This is a genomic window from Paraeggerthella sp. Marseille-Q4926 (assembly GCF_916618935.1).
Lineage (GTDB): Bacteria > Actinomycetota > Coriobacteriia > Coriobacteriales > Eggerthellaceae > Paraeggerthella > Paraeggerthella hominis.
This window is the reverse complement of the sequence record NZ_CAKAKF010000003.1, coordinates 484,039-501,833: the sequence shown is the minus strand read 5'-3', so window position 1 is coordinate 501,833 and position 17,795 is coordinate 484,039. Positions and strand designations below refer to the sequence as shown.

Genomic DNA, 17,795 nt, shown 5'->3' with positions numbered 1-17,795 from the left:
CAGCTCGCCGCCCGCTGCCAACTGCCGTCGAGTCGCATGCGACCGCCCTGCATGCGACCGCCCTGCATGCAACCGCCCTGCATGCAACCGTCCCGCATGCAACCGCCCCTTGTGCACGAAAAACCGCTCCCGCTGGCAGGTTCTGACGGTTTGAGGTCGCTGCAGTGCGCCCTGCTCGCGCTGCCGTTTTCCCTATTTTCTGTTTTGCCTGGTCACAGCGTTGGGCCGTCGCATCGCACTTCCTCGGGCGTTCGTCTTGTCGGGTCAAACGACCCCAAACCGTCAGAACCTGCCAGCGGGAGCGGTTTTTCGCGCGCAAGCGTCTTGCGGTTCGACCCGCGAGCACCCGAGCTTCAAGAACGCTCGAAGTTTCGCTGGGGCACGGGTGAAAATGCTCGACAGCCCGACGCTGATGACAGGTTGCCAGATTGTTGAGAACCGGCAACCTGTCTTTCTGTTGAAATATGCGCAGCTCTCTAAGCGGTTTGGTACAATACGGCGCATCGATTGTAAGTCGAAAGGAAATCACATCATGAACATCGTGTTGTTGGGCGCGCCGGGCGCTGGCAAGGGAACGCAGGCTGCCAAGCTGGTCGAAGAGTTCGGTACGCCGCACATCTCGACGGGCGACATGCTGCGCGCGGCCGTGAAGGCCGGCACGCCGTTGGGCAAGAAGGCTAAGTCCTACATGGACGCAGGCGACCTGGTGCCCGACGAGGTCATCATCGGTCTGGTGACCGAGCGCTTGCAGGATCCCGATACCGAGAAGGGTTTTATCCTGGACGGTTTCCCGCGCACATCCGCGCAGGCCGTTGCGCTTGACGCCGAGCTTTCCAAGCTGGAGCGCCCGCTTGACGCCGCCCTGCTTATCGACGTCGATTTCGAGGTGATCGTGAAGCGCCTGACCTCGCGTCGCATGTGCCGTGAGTGCGGCTACATCGGTACGGCTACCGACGCTTCCTGCCCGAAGTGCTCCGGCGAGATGTACCAGCGCGATGACGACAACGAGGCTACGGTGCGCAACCGCTTGGATGTGTACGAGAAGTCCACGTCTCCGCTCATCGACTACTACCGCGGCTGCGATCTGCTGGTGTCCATCGACGGCGATCGCGATGCCGATGTCGTCTACGCTGACGTCAAACAGGCGCTCGAACTGTAACATCTGCGCGACTTTCTCGTGGTATTGCCGACGGATGGGGCCTGATCTGCCCCATCCGTTGTTTTTTCCTCTATAATCCTGTCTCATCATGCCAACCGTACGAAGCAACATAGCCTACGCTTACGGCACCTTCATGCGCTCTCATCGAGCGACGGTTCGTCATATAGTGAAAAGCGTGCTGTCCATTCTTGCCATCGCGCTTCTGCTCGAAACGTTTCTGTTCAACATCAACTACTTCACGTCCGCCGGGTACAACACCATCTCGCTGAACGACAAGCTTCAGCTGCGCGAAACCACGGACGACCAGTACCAGATCACCGCCGTGAACAACGTGTTGGAGTTCTCGAACCTCAATACCGAGGTTCACAACATTTGGCTCAACTTCGATTACCGCCAGCCCGCTCAGGAACTGACCGTCAAAATCCAGTTTACCGACGAGGCGCACCATACGTACTTCGATTCGACCGAGTACACGGTGGGCGTTCCCAACGTTGCGGTGTCCACGTTGTCGGATCAGAGCGAATACATCAACTTGAATACCACGGGCCTCGTGGGCAATTTGCGCATTGAAGTTGTGGGGGATGAGGTTCAGTATCCCATCAAGCTATCCGATCTGTGCTTGAACGCGCATCATCCTTTCGATTTCAACACCACGCGCTTCATCATCACTGCGGGGCTGCTGGCTCTTGCATTTGCGTTTCGGCCTCGCTCCGCCATCTACCGCATGCGCATCGTCGACGAGCCGCGCACGTCGAAGGCCGTGATCGTCGCCACCGTGGCCATCGAGATATGTCTGCTCAGCTCATTCCTTTTCCTGGGGTCGAACCTGGTCGGCGTGGCTACCAAGGACTACAACAGCGGTTCGTGGGACGGCGTAAGCCTGGTAAACTCCTTCGAAGTGGGCGGCGACAACGCGCAGCAGTATGCAGAGCTTGCGAAGGCTATGGCGCGCGGTCAGCTGTACCTTGAAGAGGAGCCGCCTCAGTGGCTGCAGGACATGAGCGACCCGTACGACAAGGGCGCGCGCGACGAAGCGCAGAAGGAGACAGGGGAGAAGTACCTCTTCGACGTTGCCTATCATGACGGGCATTACTACGTGTATTTCGGCGTGGTTCCGGTGCTGCTGTTCTATCTGCCGTTCTATTTGCTCACCGGCGCCAACTTCCCAACGGCCATCGGCGTGCTTATTGCGGTGATCGCGTTCGTGCTTGGGTGCTCGGCGCTGCTCGATCGCTTTGCGCGCTACCATTTCAAGCGGGTGAGCTTGGGCTTGTACCTGCTTCTGCAGATTCCCCTGGTTATGTGCTGCGGGGTGCTCTACCTGCTGAAATTCCCGACGTTCTATTCGCTGCCCATCGCGCTGGGCTTGGCGTTCTCGGTATGGGGCCTGTACTTCTGGATGAAGGGGCGCGCGTCTGCTCGTCCGGAGAAATGGTACCTGCTCGGGTCGCTTTGCATGGCGCTGGTGGCTGGCTGCCGACCGCAGCTGCTGGTGCTGTCTTTGCTGGCGTTTCCGTTGTTCTGGCGTCCGTACATCACGAAGCGCCGGTTGTTCTCGCCGCAGGGCGCGCGCGAGTTCGCCTGCCTCATAGGGCCTTACCTGGTGGTGGCTGCCGGTCTGATGGGATACAACTACGCGCGGTTCGGATCGCTCACCGACTTCGGGGCCAACTACAACCTTACCGTGAACGACATGACCAAGCGCGGTTGGAACATCGGTCGTTTGGCGCCGGCGCTGTTCGCGTATTTCCTGCAACCCCCTAGCGTGACGGGCGTGTTTCCGTATCTGCAAGCTGCGCCGTTCGACACCACGTACATGGGGCAAACCATCAAGGAAGCCACGTTCGGCGGCATCCTGGCGTGCCTGCCCGTCTTGTGGGTGCTTCCGTTCGCGAAGCGCATCTTGCAGCTGCGCATCAGCCAGCGCTCGACGCGCACCATAGCGGGCGTGATTATCGTACTGCTTTTCGGCGGCGTCATCGTAGCGGTTGCCGATGCCCAGATGGCGGGCATCCTGCAGCGTTACTTCGCCGACTTCAGCTTCATGTTCTTGGCAGCCGTGGTGCTGCTGGTCTTTATCGTGAACGAGAACCTAACCCCGGGCACCACCACGCAGAACCTGCTTATGAAGGTGCTGTTGACGTTGGTGACCGTTTCGGTTTTGTACAGCGCGCTGCTGTGCTTCGTGCCGGAGACGGGTTGGTACTCCGACGTGTACGATTGGGCGTACCGGAACATCATCGAAACCGCGCAGTTCTGGACCTAGCGTCCAGTGACGGCAAGCGCGACGACGTGGAGCCGTCGCGACCCTATTGTCCGAGAAGGGAATGCAGAGTGAACATCATCATCGCCGACACGTACGAAGAAATGAGCCGCAAAGCAGCCGACGTCATTGCCGATTGCCTCGCGAAGGACCCGTCCTGCGTGCTGGGCTTGGCAACCGGTTCCACGCCGATCGGGCTGTACGCCGAGCTGGTGCGCGATTGCGAAGCGGGCAAGATCAGCTTCGCTGACGCGACGACGTTCAACTTGGACGAGTATCGCGGGCTGGATCCTCGGCATGACCAAAGCTACCGGTACTTCATGCAGCAGAACTTGTTCGACCATGTGAACGTGGACGTTGCGCGCACGCACGTGCCCGATGGCTCCAACCCGGACGCCGATGCTGCGTGCGCGGCGTACGAAGAGGCCATCGCCCAGGCGGGCGGCGTCGACTTGCAGCTTCTGGGCCTGGGCCACAACGGCCATATCGGCTTCAACGAGCCGTGCGACTGCTTCCCGGTTGACACGCACGTGGTCGAACTGACGGAAAGCACCATCCAGGCCAACAGCCGCCTGTTCGATTCCATCGACGAGGTTCCGCGCGAGGCGTACACCATGGGCATCGGCACCATCATGCGCGCCGCCAAGGTGCTGGTAGTGGCGAACGGCGAGGGCAAGGCGCAGATCGTGCGCGATGCCTTCTTCGGCCCCGTCACGCCGCAGGTTCCGGCCTCGGTGCTGCAGCTGCATCCGGACGTGACGGTGATCGTCGACAAGGAAGCCGGTGCGCTGCTCGGGTAGGTTGGACTTCGGGCTGCGGGGCGCTCGCGCTTTTGCGCGAAGGGCTTGCGGCGGCTTGCTCAGTGCATGAAACGGGATCTCTGCTTGCTTGGTGGAGATCCTTTTCTTTTACCCCGCGGGTGCGAGAATGGGCGAAAACGGAAAGGATGAAGCTATGATCATAACGGGAGGAAAGGTATTCGACGGGGCTGGGTTCGTCGAACGCGAGGTTGCCGTGGTCGGCGAGCGATTCGCAGACGCTGCCGCTGGCGATGCTTCGGTTGTCGATGCGACGGGCTGCTACGTGATCCCCGGTTTGGTGGACGTGCATTTCCACGGATGCAAGGGCCACGACTTCTGCGAAGGGACCGAGGAGGCTTTCGACGTGCTGGCGCGCTACGAGGCCTCGCGCGGCGTGACGGCCATCTGTCCTGCCACGATGACGTACCCGGAAGAGGTGCTGGCTCCCGTGATGGACTGCGCCGCCGCGTACGAGGCGAAGCCCGATGGGGCGGCACTTGTGGGCATCAACATGGAGGGCCCGTACATCTCTCCGGGCAATATCGGCGCGCAGAATCCGGCGTACCTGCATGGACCCGATGTCGCTATGTTCGGGCGCTTGCAGGATCGTTCGGGCGGTCTGATCAAGCTGGTGGACGTAGCCCCCGAGGTTCCCGGGGCTTTGGAGTTCATCGAGGCAACGGCTCCGTCGGTGCGCGTGTCGATCGCTCACACGAAAGCGGATTACGAAGTTGCGCGCGCGGCTATCGAGGCGGGCGCGCGTCACATGACGCACCTATGCAACGCCATGCCCTCGCTGCATCATCGCGAACCGGGTCCCATCGCTGCGGCGTTCGACTGCCCGGACGTGACGCCCGAGCTGATTGCCGACGGCGTGCATATCCATCCCGCTATGGTGCGCTTGTTGTTTGCTGCGTTCGGGGACGATCGCATGATCCTGATCAGCGACTCCATGATGGCCGCGGGCATGCCGGACGGCACGTACACCCTGGGGGGGCAGGACGTTACCGTGCGCGGCAACCGCGCTACGCTTGCCGACGGAACGATTGCGGGATCGAACACCGATCTTATGAGCTGCGTTCGCGTGGCGGTGAAGGACATGGGCGTATCGTTGGCAAGCGCGGTGAAGGCGGCTTCGGTCAATCCGGCGCGTGCTATCGGCATCGATGACGAGCGAGGCGGCATTCAGCCGGGAAAGATCGCCGACGCCGTTGTGCTCGACGAAGATCTCAATGTTCGTCACGTCGTGCTGCGGGGTCGCCTGCTTTCGTAGAGCAGCCAAGGCGGGGCTGGCGAGGCGTACGGCAGCCGATGAGGCTGCTGCGGTGGGGCGGAGCGTGCGAGGCGAGGGCGGCGGCCCGTTTCCAGGTCTCGCCTCGCCCCGCCTGCCGCCGCCTCCTGTCTGGCCAAGCTCGACCGGGTCTCGAGAAATCTAGCCGATCACCTCGGCCGAGGGAATGTGCTGGCGGTAGAGTTCGTAGAACGTGCGGGAGTCGAGCGCGTCGATGAACGATTGACTGACGGTGAGGCAGGCATCCGCGTCGTCTTGAGTCGACGCGTGCTCGAGCGGTTGCTGCGGACATGCTACAAGGTCGCCGTTGGCCGCGTAGAAGTCGAGCAGTTCCTCGGATAGCAGCTCGCGGCATACGCGGCGCGCAACGCTCTCTTCGACTGACGTGCGCGCGCAAAAGTACGATGGCAGCAATACGGGTCCCTCGTGCGACGCTTCGAAGAACGAGTCGGTCCCGTCAGCCCGCAAGGCGTACAGCGAGGGGACCAAGGCGAAATCCGCTTCTTTGGTGCGGGCGGCCTTGAACGCTCCGATGGGCATCGCAGTAACGGTGCAGCGTTGCAGCAGCTCTTCCGCAACGGCCTTGCCGTAGCGCTCCCATACGGATTTCACCAGGATCTTTCCAGCCGAGTTGTCGATTCCCCCGAACGCTATGCGCGCGTTGCGAACCAGGGTGGGCAGAGGATCGTTCGGGATGGGCGATCCGCCGTACAGCACAAGCGGAATGGCAACTACGGGAAGCAGCTGGTCGGTGCGCTTTACAGCCTGCACGACGGCGGTGCTTTTGAGCGGGAGCCAGGTTGCGCAGTCGTGCAGAGGCCCCAGCGCATCGAACACCTTCGCGCACTCGAACACCTCCAGATCGGCCGACACGATAAGGTCGGGCATCTGCGCTCCGTCGCGTGCGAGGTAGGCGGCCATGTGCTCGTCGTATCCAAGTCCGAAAAAACGCACGACCAGATGTATACCTTCGCTTCGCAGGCGTTCTTGCAGGTTCGCAAGGTAGGCTTTCTCGAAGTTGTGCAGAATGCAGATGTGGTTCCAGTACAGCGTAACGGTTACGGGCTCTTTGCTGGAGCGTTCGTTCGATTCGTTCATGCGAGTGCTTCTCCTGTTCTCAGGGCGCTTTGGAGCGCCTTGGTTTGACGGTAGGCTTGATGAAGGCGGGCCTCCAGCTGCTCTTCGGCAGTTGTGCGGGTGCGGACGCAAGAGACGGCTCCACCCGCCATGACGATGCGTGTATCGGCCAGAAGCGCCGTATGCGGGTCATGCGTGACCACCAGCACGAGCTTGCGCGCATCAAGGAGGGCTTCGAACGCCGCCTCCTTGTCGATTCCTGCATTCTCTATCTCGTCGACCAGGACGACGGGGCTGTTGCAAACAAGCGCGATGTCGGCAATCATGAGCGCTCTGGTTTGTCCGCCTGATAGCAGGTTGAGGTTGCAGGCGGCGTCGATGCGCTCGGGCGTAATGCGGTTTGCCAGCTCGAGCACTTCGGGCGCGCTTGCGCTTGAGGCGCGACAGGCGCGATGCAGCTCGATGAACTGGTCAACGGAAACGTCCAAGACGAAGCGCATGTTTTGGCTCAGATGCGCAATGAGCGATCCGGAGTAGGAGCGACGTTGCTCTTTTCGAGGGGCGTCGCCGTCTACGAGGACGCTTCGCTTGGTGGGGGAGTCTCCTTGGACAAGCTGTTCGATGTCCTTGATGAAGCGGGTTTTGCCCGATCCGGTGTTGCCGACGATGGCGTACAGTCCGCCTGTGTGCAATTCGATGCGGTCGAACCGTTCGGGCTTTTCGTGCTTGTCGGTTCCGGGAAGTACGGTTATCTCATGCATGGACTGCCGCCTTCCTGGTAAGCGGCCAGCGGCGCTCTTTGGCATGACGTGCTTTTGCCCGGTGCCGCCGGTTGGTCTTCGAAGGTCATTTTACCCACGACGCCCTGTTGAAACGCCGATCCTACCCGGCGTTCTCCCACGCAATACGAGCAAACTCCGGACGGCATCGTGTGGCGCAGCGTGTCTCCCTCAAGCGTGGGCGGAGGTGCTTGCTCCATGATCCAGTCGCACAATTCGTCGACTCCGTAGCCGGCAAGCCCGTCGATGGCGAACACGGCGGCATGCGGATTGATACGTGCGATGTTCGCGCAGACGATCTCCCGCTCTGCCTGGGACACCATGTCGGTTTTCGACACCACGACGAAGTCCGCCTGCGTAAGCATGGGCCCTAGATGCTCGGGCGCCTTGCAGCTGGCCGTCCCGTCCACCACGCATCCTGCCAACATGTTTCGAGTGGCAGGGGAGCAGCGGTGGCAAAGGCCGGCGGTTTCTATGAGCAGGCATGAAGCGTTTTGGTTGCGCGACCACTCCCAGAGGTCGGCAAGGTTGGAGACCAGAAAATGGTCGGGGCATATATCGCCGCTGATTCCCGATACAGCAGGCAAGCCGAGTCCTGCGAACACGTGACGGTCTTCATCCGATATGCAATCGATCTTGCACAGGGCGGGCGGACAGCCCCGTTGCGCCAACGTGGGCGCCGCCCATCGAAGAACGGCGGTTTTTCCGACTGCCGATGATCCGCTGAACAGAACTACCTTGTCCATGCATCCTCCCGTCTTTCATTGCTCGGTTTCGGTCTAAGGCGCAACGCTTGCGCTCTACGATGGCGGTTTCCTCCAAGATCGTCAGTATCAAGTGAGACGCTTTCGCTAAAAAAGTTTTCCAAAGTTAACTATTTTGTGGTGTAATGAGCCTTGGTAGGTGCCGTTTGCTGAACGTCGGAAGGAGGTGAGTCATACGGTGGCTGACATTGCGAAAGCGCTGGAGCACTCCGAGCTGTTGCGCGATGTTCGAATCGATCCGCAGCGCGTGCGTGCGAAACGGTTGCGCACCGGCCAGATGGTGGTTGATCGAGCGGGCGACGTTTCCTGCGTCGGATTGGTCCTGCGAGGCGTGATCGACGTGTACAGCGTTGCGTTCGACGGGTGCGAAATCAGACTGTCTTCCCTGTACGAAGGGGAGATGTTCGGAATATGCAATCTGTTTGCCCCTAACGACTTGACGACGGTGCTGCGCAGCCGCAAAGGCTCGGACGTGCTGTTCATTCCCAAAGAGTACTTGATCGAGTTGATGAACAACGACGGCGAGCTGATGTCACGCTACCTGGTGCTCTGCAACAGCAAGATTCAGTTCCTTTTGCGCCGCATCGAAGAGCTGACCATGCAGACGTCGCGCATGAAGCTGCTGAGCTATCTGCGCGATCGCGCGACATGCGACGGACTGGTCATGTTTGAGGGAACTCGCGAAGAAATGGCTCGTTATCTGGGAATAAGCAGAGCGACGCTCTTTCGCGAAATCGCTCACCTGAAACGCGAGGGAAGCGTGGTTTCCCGCGGAAACGATCTGTACGTGCGAACGTGAGGTGCAGCCATGCGCGAACTTCCCTTGGCGCGCGGTCGTTCAGGTGATTCCATAGGCGCTTTCGAATCGGAAAAACAAGAGAAAGAGGTTTTCATGGTACTGAAGAAGGTTTGGGCGTTTGCGGCCGCTATGGCCCTGAGCGCCTTTATGCTGGCAAGCTGCGCTTCGGGCGGCGCCTCCGCGCCCTCGGCGGGAACCGAAGAAGGCGCTTCTGCGGAAGCAGCTGCTCCGGTTGACGTGCGCGCGGTTGCGCTGAAGGGCCCCACGGCTATGGGCTTGGTGAAGTTCATGGACCAGGTTGACAAAAGCGAGGCGACCGACAACAACTATTCGTTCGATATCGCTGCGTCGGTTGACGAGGTAGTTCCCAAGATAGCCAAGGGCGAGGTCGACATCGCAGCCGTGCCCGCGAACCTGGCATCGGTTCTGTACAACAACACCAACGGCGAGGTGCGAGTTCTGGCCATCAATACGCTGGGCATCCTGTACATCTGCGAAACCGGAAACTCCGTGCAGACCGCAGCCGATCTGAAGGGCAAGACCATTTACGCCGCGGGCAAGGGCGCAACGCCGGAGTACGCTCTTTCCTATATCCTGGAAAGCAATGGGCTTGTGCCTGGTCAAGATGTGACCATCGAATGGAAGAGCGAGCATGCCGAATGCATCGCAGCTATGGCTCAGAACCCCGATGCTATCGCCATGCTTCCCCAGCCCTTTGTGGCGGCGGCCCAGGCGAAGAACGCCGACATTCGCGTTGCGCTTGACCTGACCAAGGAATGGGACGCGCTGCAAAAAGATGCAAGCGCCCCGAGCGCGCTGGTAACCGGCGTAGCGGTTGCGCGTGCGTCGTTCATCGAGGAGAACCCCCAGGCGGTGCAGGCGTTCATGGAGCATTACCGCGAGTCGGTTGATTTCGTCAACGCCAACGTCGACCAGGCCGCCGCTTTGGTGGGATCGTACGACATCGTCCCCGAGGGCGTTGCGAAGAAGGCTTTGCCGGGGTGCAACATCGTGTTTTTGAGCGGCTCCGACATGAAGGACAAGCTGTCCGGCTACCTGAACGTGCTGTCCCAGCAAAACCCCCAGTCGGTTGGCGGCTCGCTTCCCGCTGACGACTTCTACTACGGGGCGTAAGGGGCTTACGTGACGGGCAAAGCGCTCGGTATCGTATTCCCGGTGGCGTTTTGGCTGATCGTGTGGCAAGTTGCCAGCATGGCGATAGCCCAGGAGGTGCTGTTAGTGTCTCCTGTGGCTGTTGCCATGCGTTTGGCGGAGCTGGTGCAGACCGTGGATTTCTGGGGCTCGATAGCCGTATCCCTTTCTCGTATTGCCGTAGGGTTTTTGCTGGCTATGGTGCTGGGCACCTTGCTGGCGGCGCTGTCCTCCCGCTTTCAGTGGGTGCGTCGCTTGCTGGCGCCGCTTGTGCAGGCCGTCAAGGCCGTGCCTGTGGCTTCGTTCGTCATCCTGGTGCTCATTTGGGTGTCATCTGCCAACCTGTCGATCGTTATCTCGTTTCTGATGGTGTTTCCCCTGGTGTACGCTAATGTTCTGGAGGGTATCCGGCAGGTTGATCCGCAGCTTTTGGAAATGGCCCAGGTGTTTGACCTAAGCCCTCTTGCACGGTTGCGCTACCTGTACTGCTCTCAAGTGCTGCCGTACTTTCAGGCAGCAAGCTCGCTTGCTCTTGGCATGTGCTGGAAGGCGGGTATTGCCGCAGAGGTCATCGGGCTTCCCAGTTTCTCCATCGGCGAGCGTCTCTACGATGCGAAAGTCTACCTGAACACCCCTGATCTGTTCGCATGGACGGTTGTCATCGTCCTCATCAGCCTGGTGTTCGAGCGGTCGTTCGCGAAGCTGCTTGCACAGGCCGTGGCGAAGGTGGAGGAGATGCGATGAGGTTTGTCGACGTGACGAAGTCCTATGGGAACACCGTTGTCATGCAAGGATTTTCGGCGGATCTTCAAGACGGTGCGGTTCACTGTATTCTAGGGCCGTCGGGGTGCGGGAAAACCACCTTTCTCAGGTTGGTGCTTGGGCTTGAGCAACCCGATCAAGGGCTTGTCGAGAAGGCGGACGATGCTCGATGCGTTGCCGTGTTCCAAGAGGACAGGCTCTGTGAAAACCTCAGCATTTCCGCGAACATACGCTTGCCGCACGGACGGCTTGATCCGCAGGCGCGGGAGGTGCTGCGTTTCGATATGGAACGTTTGCTGGACAAGGTGGGCTTGGCCGGATTGGCTGGACGTCCGGTGCATGCGCTTTCGGGCGGCATGAAAAGACGGGTCGCTTTGCTGCGAGCCGTCATGGCGCCAAGCAGCGTTATCGTGTTCGACGAGCCCCTTAAGGGCCTTGACGGCGAAACGAAGCGCCGCGTTATGGAAGTTCTCGAACCCTTGCTCGAAGCAAAGACCGTGCTTTGGGTGACGCATGATCCGGCTGATCAGGCGTACTTCGAATCCCCTTACGTATGGACCATGTCTTCCGGAGCCTTGCGAAGGCGAGGGTGAAACGAAACGGGAAGAAAGCGGTGAAGGGGGAGTGAAACGAAATGGGGAGCAGGGCCGTTGCCGTGCTCCCCATTTCGTTAAGCGGTTTACGCGATTGCGTTCGCGAACCAGGTGGTGATGCTTGTCGGGTGCGTGATGGCGGTCCCGACGACGATGGCGAACGCTCCGGCGTCCATGGCTGCCTTCGCGTCGTCGGTGGTGTGGATGCGGCCTTCGCAGAACACCGGCACGTCGCCTGCCGCGGCAACGGCTTCCTTCAGGAAGTCCAGATCGGGGCCGTCGGTTTTCGCGAGGCCTCCCGGCACGTATCCGGCAAGCGTGGTGGATACGATGTCACAGCCCGCTTCGAGCGCGCGATGGACGTCTGCCATGCAGGAGCAGTCGGCCATGACCAGCGTTTCCCCGCGCAGGGCTTCGACGGTTTCCTTGAACGTGCGGCCGTCGGGGCGCGGTCGATCGGTTGCGTCAAGGGCAACCACGTCGGATCCGGCGCTTATGCAGGCGCGCGCATGGCGCAACGTGGGCGTGATGTAGACGCCTTCGTGCCCCTCTTTCCACAGGCCGATCACGGGGATCTCGACTCGTCCCTTGATAGCCGCGATGTCGGACAGGCCCTGGCAGCGGATAGCGGCCGCACCGCCCAGTTCGGCGGCGCGGGCGATCTGGGCCATGGTTTCGGGGTGGCGCATAGGCTCGCCCATATATGCCTGGCAGCTTACGATGAGCTTGCCGCGAAGCGATTCGATAAGCGGATTGATCACAAACGTCCTTTCAAGGTGTCCAGCAGGTACTCGGCCGCCCCGATAAGGGGCGCGTTGTCTTTGAGCGTTGCGTCAACGATGGGCAAGGCATGCATCACGGCGGGGGCCTGTCGCTCGAACGCCGCTTGCACGGCGGCGCGCCACGCGGGCCCGGCGTTGCAGACCGACCCCGAAAGCACCACCAGCTCGGGGTCGAGCAGGTCCGTCCAGGTGGCGATAGCTTCTCCCAAGGCCGAACCCGCTTCTTCGATGATGCGGCGGGCAAGCTCTTCTCCCTGCAAGGCGCGCTGCGCGATCTCGCCGCCGGTCACGGGGTCTCCTCCCGCAGCTGCATAGCGGCGCTCGATGCCGCTGCCAGCGGCAATCGATTCCAAATCGCTGGCGTTTCCGCAGGTACGTGGCTCGCCCGAAGCGTCGGGGCAGGGGGTGCGTCCCAGTTCGCCGGCGAATCCGTGGGCGCCCAGCAGCACGCGCCCATGAGCGACGATGCCGCCGCCCAAGCCGGTTCCTGCGGCAACCACCAAGCAGGTTTGGGCTCCCCGGGCCGCCCCCCAACGCGCTTCGCCCAAGGCGTGCGCTTTCACATCGTTGAGGACCGCCGTGGGAAGACCGTGAGCGTGCGCAAGGCGGTCGGCGACGGGCTGTCCGGTCCAGCCGGGCATAAGCTCGTTGGCGTAAGCGATGGATCCGGTGTGCGCATCCACGCATCCGGCCGTGCCCACGCCAATGCCCGCAACGGGCCCTGCGGCGCTGGCCAGCACATCGCCGACCAGGTCGCAGAGCGTGTCGAGCACCGCGACGCCTCCGCGGGCCGCGTTCGTTGGCACGCTGCGGCGTCTTTCGATGACGGGTTCGGCGGCAGGGGAGCTGTAATGTGCAAGCGCCCCTGCCATTTTCGTGCCGCCGACGTCGACGACGGCTACGGTGCACGGATACTCGACGTTCATGCAGCAGCCTATTTGCGCACGGGCGCGTCGCCGTCCATAAGGCCGGCGCGCTTGAGCACGTTGACGATGGTCTCCACGTCTTCGCCTTCCAGGGGCTGGACGGGCTCGCGCATCTGGTTCGTGTTGAATACTTCCATCTGCCACAAAGCCGTCTTGAACGCGCCCACGCCGGCACCGAAGCCCACGGTGGCCTTCACCTGACGGGTCAGGAACATGAGGCGAGCCAGGTGATCCTGCAGCTCCTTCACGCGGTTCCAGTCGCCAGCCTGAGCGGCGCGCCACTGCTCGACGTAGCTTACCGGGTCGAGGTTCGCCAGGCCCGGCACCGATCCGTCGGCGCCGGCCAGGTACGCGCCGTCGACGCAGACCTCGTGGCCGGTCAGCAGCTGCAGCGGATGGCCGGCGTCCTCGTTCTCGAGGCACAGCCAGCGGAACGACACGTCGTCGCCGGAGGAGTCCTTGACGCCCTGCAGCACGCCGTCGGTGCCCAAGCGCACAAGCATCGTGGGATCGAGCTTGGTGTGCACGCATACGGGCAGGTCGTAGGCGAACAGCGGCAGATCGGTCTGCTCGCGGATGGCGCGGAAGTGACGCTCGACTTCCTTCGGGCCGCCCAGCGCGTAGAAGGGAGCGGTGGCAACCAGCGCATCGACGCCGTAGCCGGCGGCGCGCTTGGCCTGGTCGACCACGCGCAGGGTTTCCATGTCGATGATGCCCGCCAGCACCGGCACGCGGCCGTGCACCATGGCCACGGCTTCCTGCAGCACGTGGTAGCGCTGCGCGTCGGTCAGGAAGGCGACCTCGCCCGAGGATCCCAAGAAGAACAGGCCGTCGACGCCTGCCTCGATCATGCGGTTGATGGAGCGCTCAAGCGCTTCCAGGTCGAGCTGTCGCTTCTCGGTCAGCGGGATGACGACCGGGGGGATTACGCCGCGAAACGGTGAATCAGTCATGGGTTTAAAGCCTCTTTTCCGTGTCTGTATGCAAACGGTAAAAGAATAGACCGCTCTTGTAGGCACGTCAACGAACAAGGGTTGGTTGCCACAGGAAAATCGCCTTGTTGCAACAAGAAGGCCCGCCTCCTTGTGGAAGCGGGCCTGTGCGGTGCTTGGTATGGTGCGAAGCGCTTGCTTACGCCTTGGCGCTTGCGCCCAGGAAGACCAGGCCGGTCGTCGCGATCGGCTGGAAGCCGGTGATCGTGGCGGACTGGTAGCCGGTCGCCAGTGCGCGATGGAACAGCGGGTACAGCGGAACCTGCTCGGACAGCAGATCGAAGCACTTGTTCCAGATTTCCTGCTGGTCCTTGCCGGTGGCCTCGCGAGCCTGCTGCATCATGGTCTGCAGCTCCTCGAACTTGCCGTCGCCAGCCTTCTTCCAGCAGGTGCGGCCCTGGGTCCACACGTTGTCGCCGTACCACCAGGACATCAGCAGGTCGGGGTCGTTGCCGAAGCAGGTCGGGTCGCCCGGGGTCAGCATGACGTCGTAGGGGAGGATGCTGTCGGACTCGGCAAGGGACGCCCAGTCGATCTTCGTCTCGTTGATGGTGCAGTTCAGGCCGATGGCGTCCAGGTCGTTCTTGACCTGAGCAGCCAGGTTCTTCACCCAGTTGTTGTTGGTCATGAGCTCGAACTTGAGGTCGGTCACGCCAGCCTCGGCGAGCAGGCTCTTGGCCTTCTCCGGGTCATAGGTGTACACCGTGGAAGCCTGATGATAGTTCGGATGCTCCTTGGGCAAAAAGCCGGTGACAGCGGATGCGTGGCCGTCCATCGCGTTGGCGATGAGCTTGTTCGTGTCGATAGCGTAGAAGAACGCCTGGCGCACGCGAGGATCGTTGAACGGCTCCTTCAGCGTGTTGAACATGAAGAACGGCTGGTTGAAGCCCTGGATGTACTCGACCGTCGCGCCAGCGCCCACCAGCTGGTCGGCGTTGGCGTCGGGAACGTTCTCCATAACCTGAACCGTGGCCTCCTGCAGCGCGGTGGTGCGGGAGGTATCGTCAAGCAGGACGTCCCAGTGCATGGAGTCGGCCGTGGCCGGCAGCGAGCCGTTGTAGTGCTCGTTGGGAACGAACTCGATCGCACCACCGTCGTCGCCGTTGATGCTGGCGTACGCCCACGGGCCGGAGCCGATCGGCTTGGTCTTCAGGTCGTCCTCGGACAGGGCGGCGGGGAAGACCTTGACCACGCTCAGACGGCCTTCGAGCAGGCTCTCGAAGGGGTACTTCAGCGTGAAGGCGATGGTCTTGTCGTCCTTCGCGGCAACGGCGGAGATGAACGACAGGAAGGCGCCGTAGGTGGCGTCGGCCATGTTCTTCTCGAACGCGTTCACCACGTCGGCGGCGGTCACGTCGGTGCCGTCGGAGAACTTGGCGCCGTCACGCAGGGCGACCTCGTACTCGGTGTCGGAGACCTTCGTCGGCTTGGCGGCGGCCAGCGCGTTGTAGGTCTTGTACGTGTGCAGGTCGAGGTCGTACAGGCCCTCGAACACGTGCCACGTGGCGCCCAGCATGAGAGCGGAGCTGTTGCCAATCGGGTTGACGTTGGTGGAGCTGTAGGCGCAAGCACCCGTCAGCTGACCGCCCTTGACCGCAGCGCCGGCGTCGGTGCCAGTGCCTTCGGCCGGCGTTTCGGCGTTGCCGCCGCCGCAGCCGTACAGGCTGAGGCCTGCTGCCGCTGCTGCGACAGCGCTGCCCGCCAGGAACGTGCGGCGGGACAAAGATGCATTCTTATGCTGTTCCATTGGTTTCCCTCCATTTCGGTTTCGAGGCATCCGCGCCTCGATTGCACGCGCGTGATTGGGCACGCGCACAACAGCAGTGCCCATTATCGGGGAAAACCTACAGAAAATAAAGGACTTGTGCTTTTGAAGTTGCGGACAGGTTTGTTATTGCTAGTGAACGATCAGGGAATATGAGTGGTATCATGCGCTCCATGAACTCCACTCTCCATAAAAGTAACGCGTATGCAACAAACGACGAGATGCCCGCAGAAGGCTTTGCGATGGCGGTGCGCATGCTTTCGCGCCCTGCGCTTCCCGCTCCCGCGCGCCTGAAAGCCCCTCCGGCTACGAACGAGAACGTGCGCAAGTCCATGTTGGGAAACCGGCGAAGCAACACGAAGCCGGAGCTGCTCGTTCGCCAGCGCTTGCGCGCTGCGGGGTTGACGGGCTACCGTCTGCAATGGAAGGTTCCCGGGCATCCGGACATCGCGTGGCCGGGCAAGCGCATAGCTATATTTGTTAACGGGTGTTTTTGGCATCGCTGCCCGCGATGCAAGCCGTCCATGCCCAAAAGCAACGTGGAGTACTGGGTGGTGAAGTTCCAGCGCAACGTGGAGCGGGACGAGCGAAGCCGCGCGGCGCTTGAGCAGATGGGCTGGACCGTGCACGTCATCTGGGAATGCCAGCTCAAGAAAAAGGAAATCGACGCCACGTTTGCCGCGCTGCTGCCCGTGCTGGCGGAAGAGCTGGGCAAGCCGCTCAAGTCCGATGGCGCCTAAGCGCGTCCAAAGATTACAAAAAACACTCCGTTTTCCGACAATCTGACCACATATTTCTTGTGCAGCTATACCCAAGATTCATATAGAATGCCTAATGGATGTTTGTGCGCGGGCCGCATTCGGCTGAAAACGGCCCGCGCACAAAGCCAGTAATTGTCAAAGCGTAAGAGCCGTAAAACGAAAGGAGGACGCGGTGAGCAACCTGCTACGACTGATCGGAAGGCGCCTGATAGCGCTGCCGATCATGATCTTCGGCGTGACCATTCTCGTGTTCTTCATTATGGCGCTGTCTCCTATTGACCAAGCTTATTCGGTCTTGGGCGAGAACGCCACCGAGGCGCAAGCCGAGCAGTACCGCGAGGAGCACGGGTTGAACGATCCGGTGCTCGTACAGTATGGAAACTATATGGCCGGCCTGTTCCAGGGGGACATGGGAACGTACGGTGCTAACAAGGCAGCCGTATCCGACCGTATCGCCGAAGCGCTGCCGGTCACGTTGCAGCTGACGTTCCTCGGTCTGATCATAGCGGTCTTTTTCGCGGTGATATTGGGCGTTGTTTCAGCGCTGTACCGCGATCGATGGCCCGACCAGATCATCCGCGTCTTCTCGATCGCCTGCATCGCAACGCCTTCGTTCTGGCTTGCAGTGCTCATGATCCTGCTGTTCTCTTCGATGCTGCACCTGCTGCCGGCGTCGGGTCCGCTGCCTACGATATCGCAGGATCCGGCAGGGTGGCTCGCTCGCATGGCCATGCCGGCCATCGCGTTGGCGGTCCCCGTTACCGGCCAGCTGACGCGCGTTATCCGCACGTCGATGGTCGAGGAGCTGGACAAGGACTACGTGCGCACGGCGCTGGGCGCTGGCATTCCGAAGAGCGTCGTCGTAGCGCGCAACGTCTTGCGCAACGCGCTCATCACGCCGGTTACGGTTCTGGGCCTGCGCATCGGCTACCTGATCGGCGGCGCCGTGGTCATCGAGGTTATCTTCAATCTCCCCGGCATGGGCATGGCCATTCTTTCGGGCATCCAGAACAGCTACGTTTTGCTGGTTCAGGGCGTCGTGCTGGTGGTGGCCATCACCTTCATCGTTATCAACATCATCGTGGATATGCTTTATATCCTGATCGATCCGCGAATCAGGACGGTGTAGC

Annotated in this window: 17 protein-coding genes; 10 read left to right on the top strand and 7 right to left on the bottom strand. The window is 61.3% G+C overall.

Going from position 1 to position 17,795, the window contains the following annotated elements:
- Positions 1 to 532 precede the first annotated feature (532 nt).
- The 4 genes from LG373_RS07430 (at position 533) to nagA (ending at position 5,495) form a co-directional block, all read left to right on the top strand.
- Positions 533 to 1,159, top strand: coding sequence for an adenylate kinase (locus LG373_RS07430; RefSeq protein WP_114567149.1), 627 nt, complete (start codon positions 533 to 535; stop codon positions 1,157 to 1,159).
- Positions 1,160 to 1,292: 133 nt separating this feature from the next.
- Entirely contained in the window at positions 1,293 to 3,425 is a 2,133-nt protein-coding gene (locus LG373_RS07425; protein ID WP_225749428.1) for a cytochrome C oxidase Cbb3, read from the top strand.
- A gap of 68 nt (positions 3,426 to 3,493) precedes the next feature.
- A complete protein-coding gene (gene nagB, locus LG373_RS07420) occupies positions 3,494 to 4,222 on the top strand; it encodes a glucosamine-6-phosphate deaminase (protein WP_216529461.1) in 729 nt (242 codons plus the stop codon).
- A gap of 154 nt (positions 4,223 to 4,376) precedes the next feature.
- Complete coding sequence (gene nagA, locus LG373_RS07415) at positions 4,377 to 5,495, top strand: N-acetylglucosamine-6-phosphate deacetylase (RefSeq protein ID WP_114567152.1); 1,119 nt, start codon at positions 4,377 to 4,379, stop codon at positions 5,493 to 5,495.
- A gap of 159 nt (positions 5,496 to 5,654) precedes the next feature.
- Here nagA and LG373_RS07410 read toward each other — a convergent pair whose 3' ends face one another.
- From LG373_RS07410 to LG373_RS07400, 3 genes are read right to left on the bottom strand one after another with little or no spacing between them, the layout of a single operon-like run.
- Positions 5,655 to 6,611 carry a hypothetical protein gene (locus tag LG373_RS07410; RefSeq protein ID WP_225749427.1) on the bottom strand — a complete coding sequence of 319 codons (957 nt, stop codon included), beginning with the start codon at positions 6,609 to 6,611 and terminating at the stop codon, positions 5,655 to 5,657.
- Positions 6,608 to 7,351, bottom strand: coding sequence for an ATP-binding cassette domain-containing protein (locus LG373_RS07405; RefSeq protein WP_114567154.1), 744 nt, complete (start codon positions 7,349 to 7,351; stop codon positions 6,608 to 6,610). Before LG373_RS07405 ends, LG373_RS07410 begins: the two co-directional genes overlap by 4 nt.
- Positions 7,339 to 8,115, bottom strand: a complete 777-nt coding sequence (locus LG373_RS07400) for a GTP-binding protein (protein WP_216529459.1) — start codon at positions 8,113 to 8,115, stop codon at positions 7,339 to 7,341. The genes LG373_RS07405 and LG373_RS07400 overlap by 13 nt, the downstream gene beginning before the upstream one ends.
- A gap of 196 nt (positions 8,116 to 8,311) precedes the next feature.
- Here LG373_RS07400 and LG373_RS07395 point away from each other — a divergent pair, with 196 nt between their 5' ends.
- The 4 genes from LG373_RS07395 (at position 8,312) to LG373_RS07380 (ending at position 11,439) form a co-directional block, all read left to right on the top strand.
- Positions 8,312 to 8,932 (top strand): Crp/Fnr family transcriptional regulator, encoded by a 621-nt coding sequence (locus LG373_RS07395; protein WP_216529458.1) that lies wholly within the window; start codon positions 8,312 to 8,314, stop codon positions 8,930 to 8,932.
- 93 nt (positions 8,933 to 9,025) lie between these two features.
- Positions 9,026 to 10,066: an ABC transporter substrate-binding protein gene (locus LG373_RS07390; protein WP_114567234.1), complete on the top strand. Its 1,041-nt coding sequence runs from the start codon at positions 9,026 to 9,028 to the stop codon at positions 10,064 to 10,066.
- A 9-nt stretch (positions 10,067 to 10,075) separates the two neighbouring features.
- A complete protein-coding gene (locus tag LG373_RS07385; protein WP_225749426.1) occupies positions 10,076 to 10,828 on the top strand; it encodes an ABC transporter permease in 753 nt (250 codons plus the stop codon).
- The gene (locus LG373_RS07380; protein WP_114567157.1) at positions 10,825 to 11,439 is read left to right on the top strand and encodes an ATP-binding cassette domain-containing protein; all 615 of its coding nucleotides are present in this window, start codon (positions 10,825 to 10,827) and stop codon (positions 11,437 to 11,439) included. The genes LG373_RS07385 and LG373_RS07380 overlap by 4 nt, the downstream gene beginning before the upstream one ends.
- Before the next feature lie 86 nt (positions 11,440 to 11,525).
- Here LG373_RS07380 and LG373_RS07375 read toward each other — a convergent pair whose 3' ends face one another.
- The 4 genes from LG373_RS07375 to LG373_RS07360 form a co-directional block, all read right to left on the bottom strand.
- Complete coding sequence (locus LG373_RS07375; RefSeq protein ID WP_114567236.1) at positions 11,526 to 12,197, bottom strand: N-acetylmannosamine-6-phosphate 2-epimerase; 672 nt, start codon at positions 12,195 to 12,197, stop codon at positions 11,526 to 11,528.
- On the bottom strand, positions 12,197 to 13,147 hold the full coding sequence (locus LG373_RS07370) for an ROK family protein (protein ID WP_114567158.1): 951 nt from the start codon (positions 13,145 to 13,147) through the stop codon (positions 12,197 to 12,199). The genes LG373_RS07375 and LG373_RS07370 overlap by 1 nt, the downstream gene beginning before the upstream one ends.
- An 8-nt stretch (positions 13,148 to 13,155) precedes the next feature.
- Positions 13,156 to 14,100: a dihydrodipicolinate synthase family protein gene (locus LG373_RS07365; RefSeq protein WP_114567159.1), complete on the bottom strand. Its 945-nt coding sequence runs from the start codon at positions 14,098 to 14,100 to the stop codon at positions 13,156 to 13,158.
- Positions 14,101 to 14,278: 178 nt separating this feature from the next.
- Positions 14,279 to 15,886 (bottom strand): ABC transporter substrate-binding protein, encoded by a 1,608-nt coding sequence (locus LG373_RS07360; RefSeq protein WP_114567160.1) that lies wholly within the window; start codon positions 15,884 to 15,886, stop codon positions 14,279 to 14,281.
- 170 nt (positions 15,887 to 16,056) lie between these two features.
- Here LG373_RS07360 and LG373_RS07355 point away from each other — a divergent pair, with 170 nt between their 5' ends.
- Together LG373_RS07355 and LG373_RS07350 are read left to right on the top strand one after the other, a co-directional pair.
- Positions 16,057 to 16,644 carry a very short patch repair endonuclease gene (locus tag LG373_RS07355; protein WP_225749424.1) on the top strand — a complete coding sequence of 196 codons (588 nt, stop codon included), beginning with the start codon at positions 16,057 to 16,059 and terminating at the stop codon, positions 16,642 to 16,644.
- Between the two features lie 193 nt (positions 16,645 to 16,837).
- On the top strand, positions 16,838 to 17,794 hold the full coding sequence (locus LG373_RS07350) for an ABC transporter permease (RefSeq protein WP_114567161.1): 957 nt from the start codon (positions 16,838 to 16,840) through the stop codon (positions 17,792 to 17,794).
- Position 17,795 lies beyond the last annotated feature (1 nt).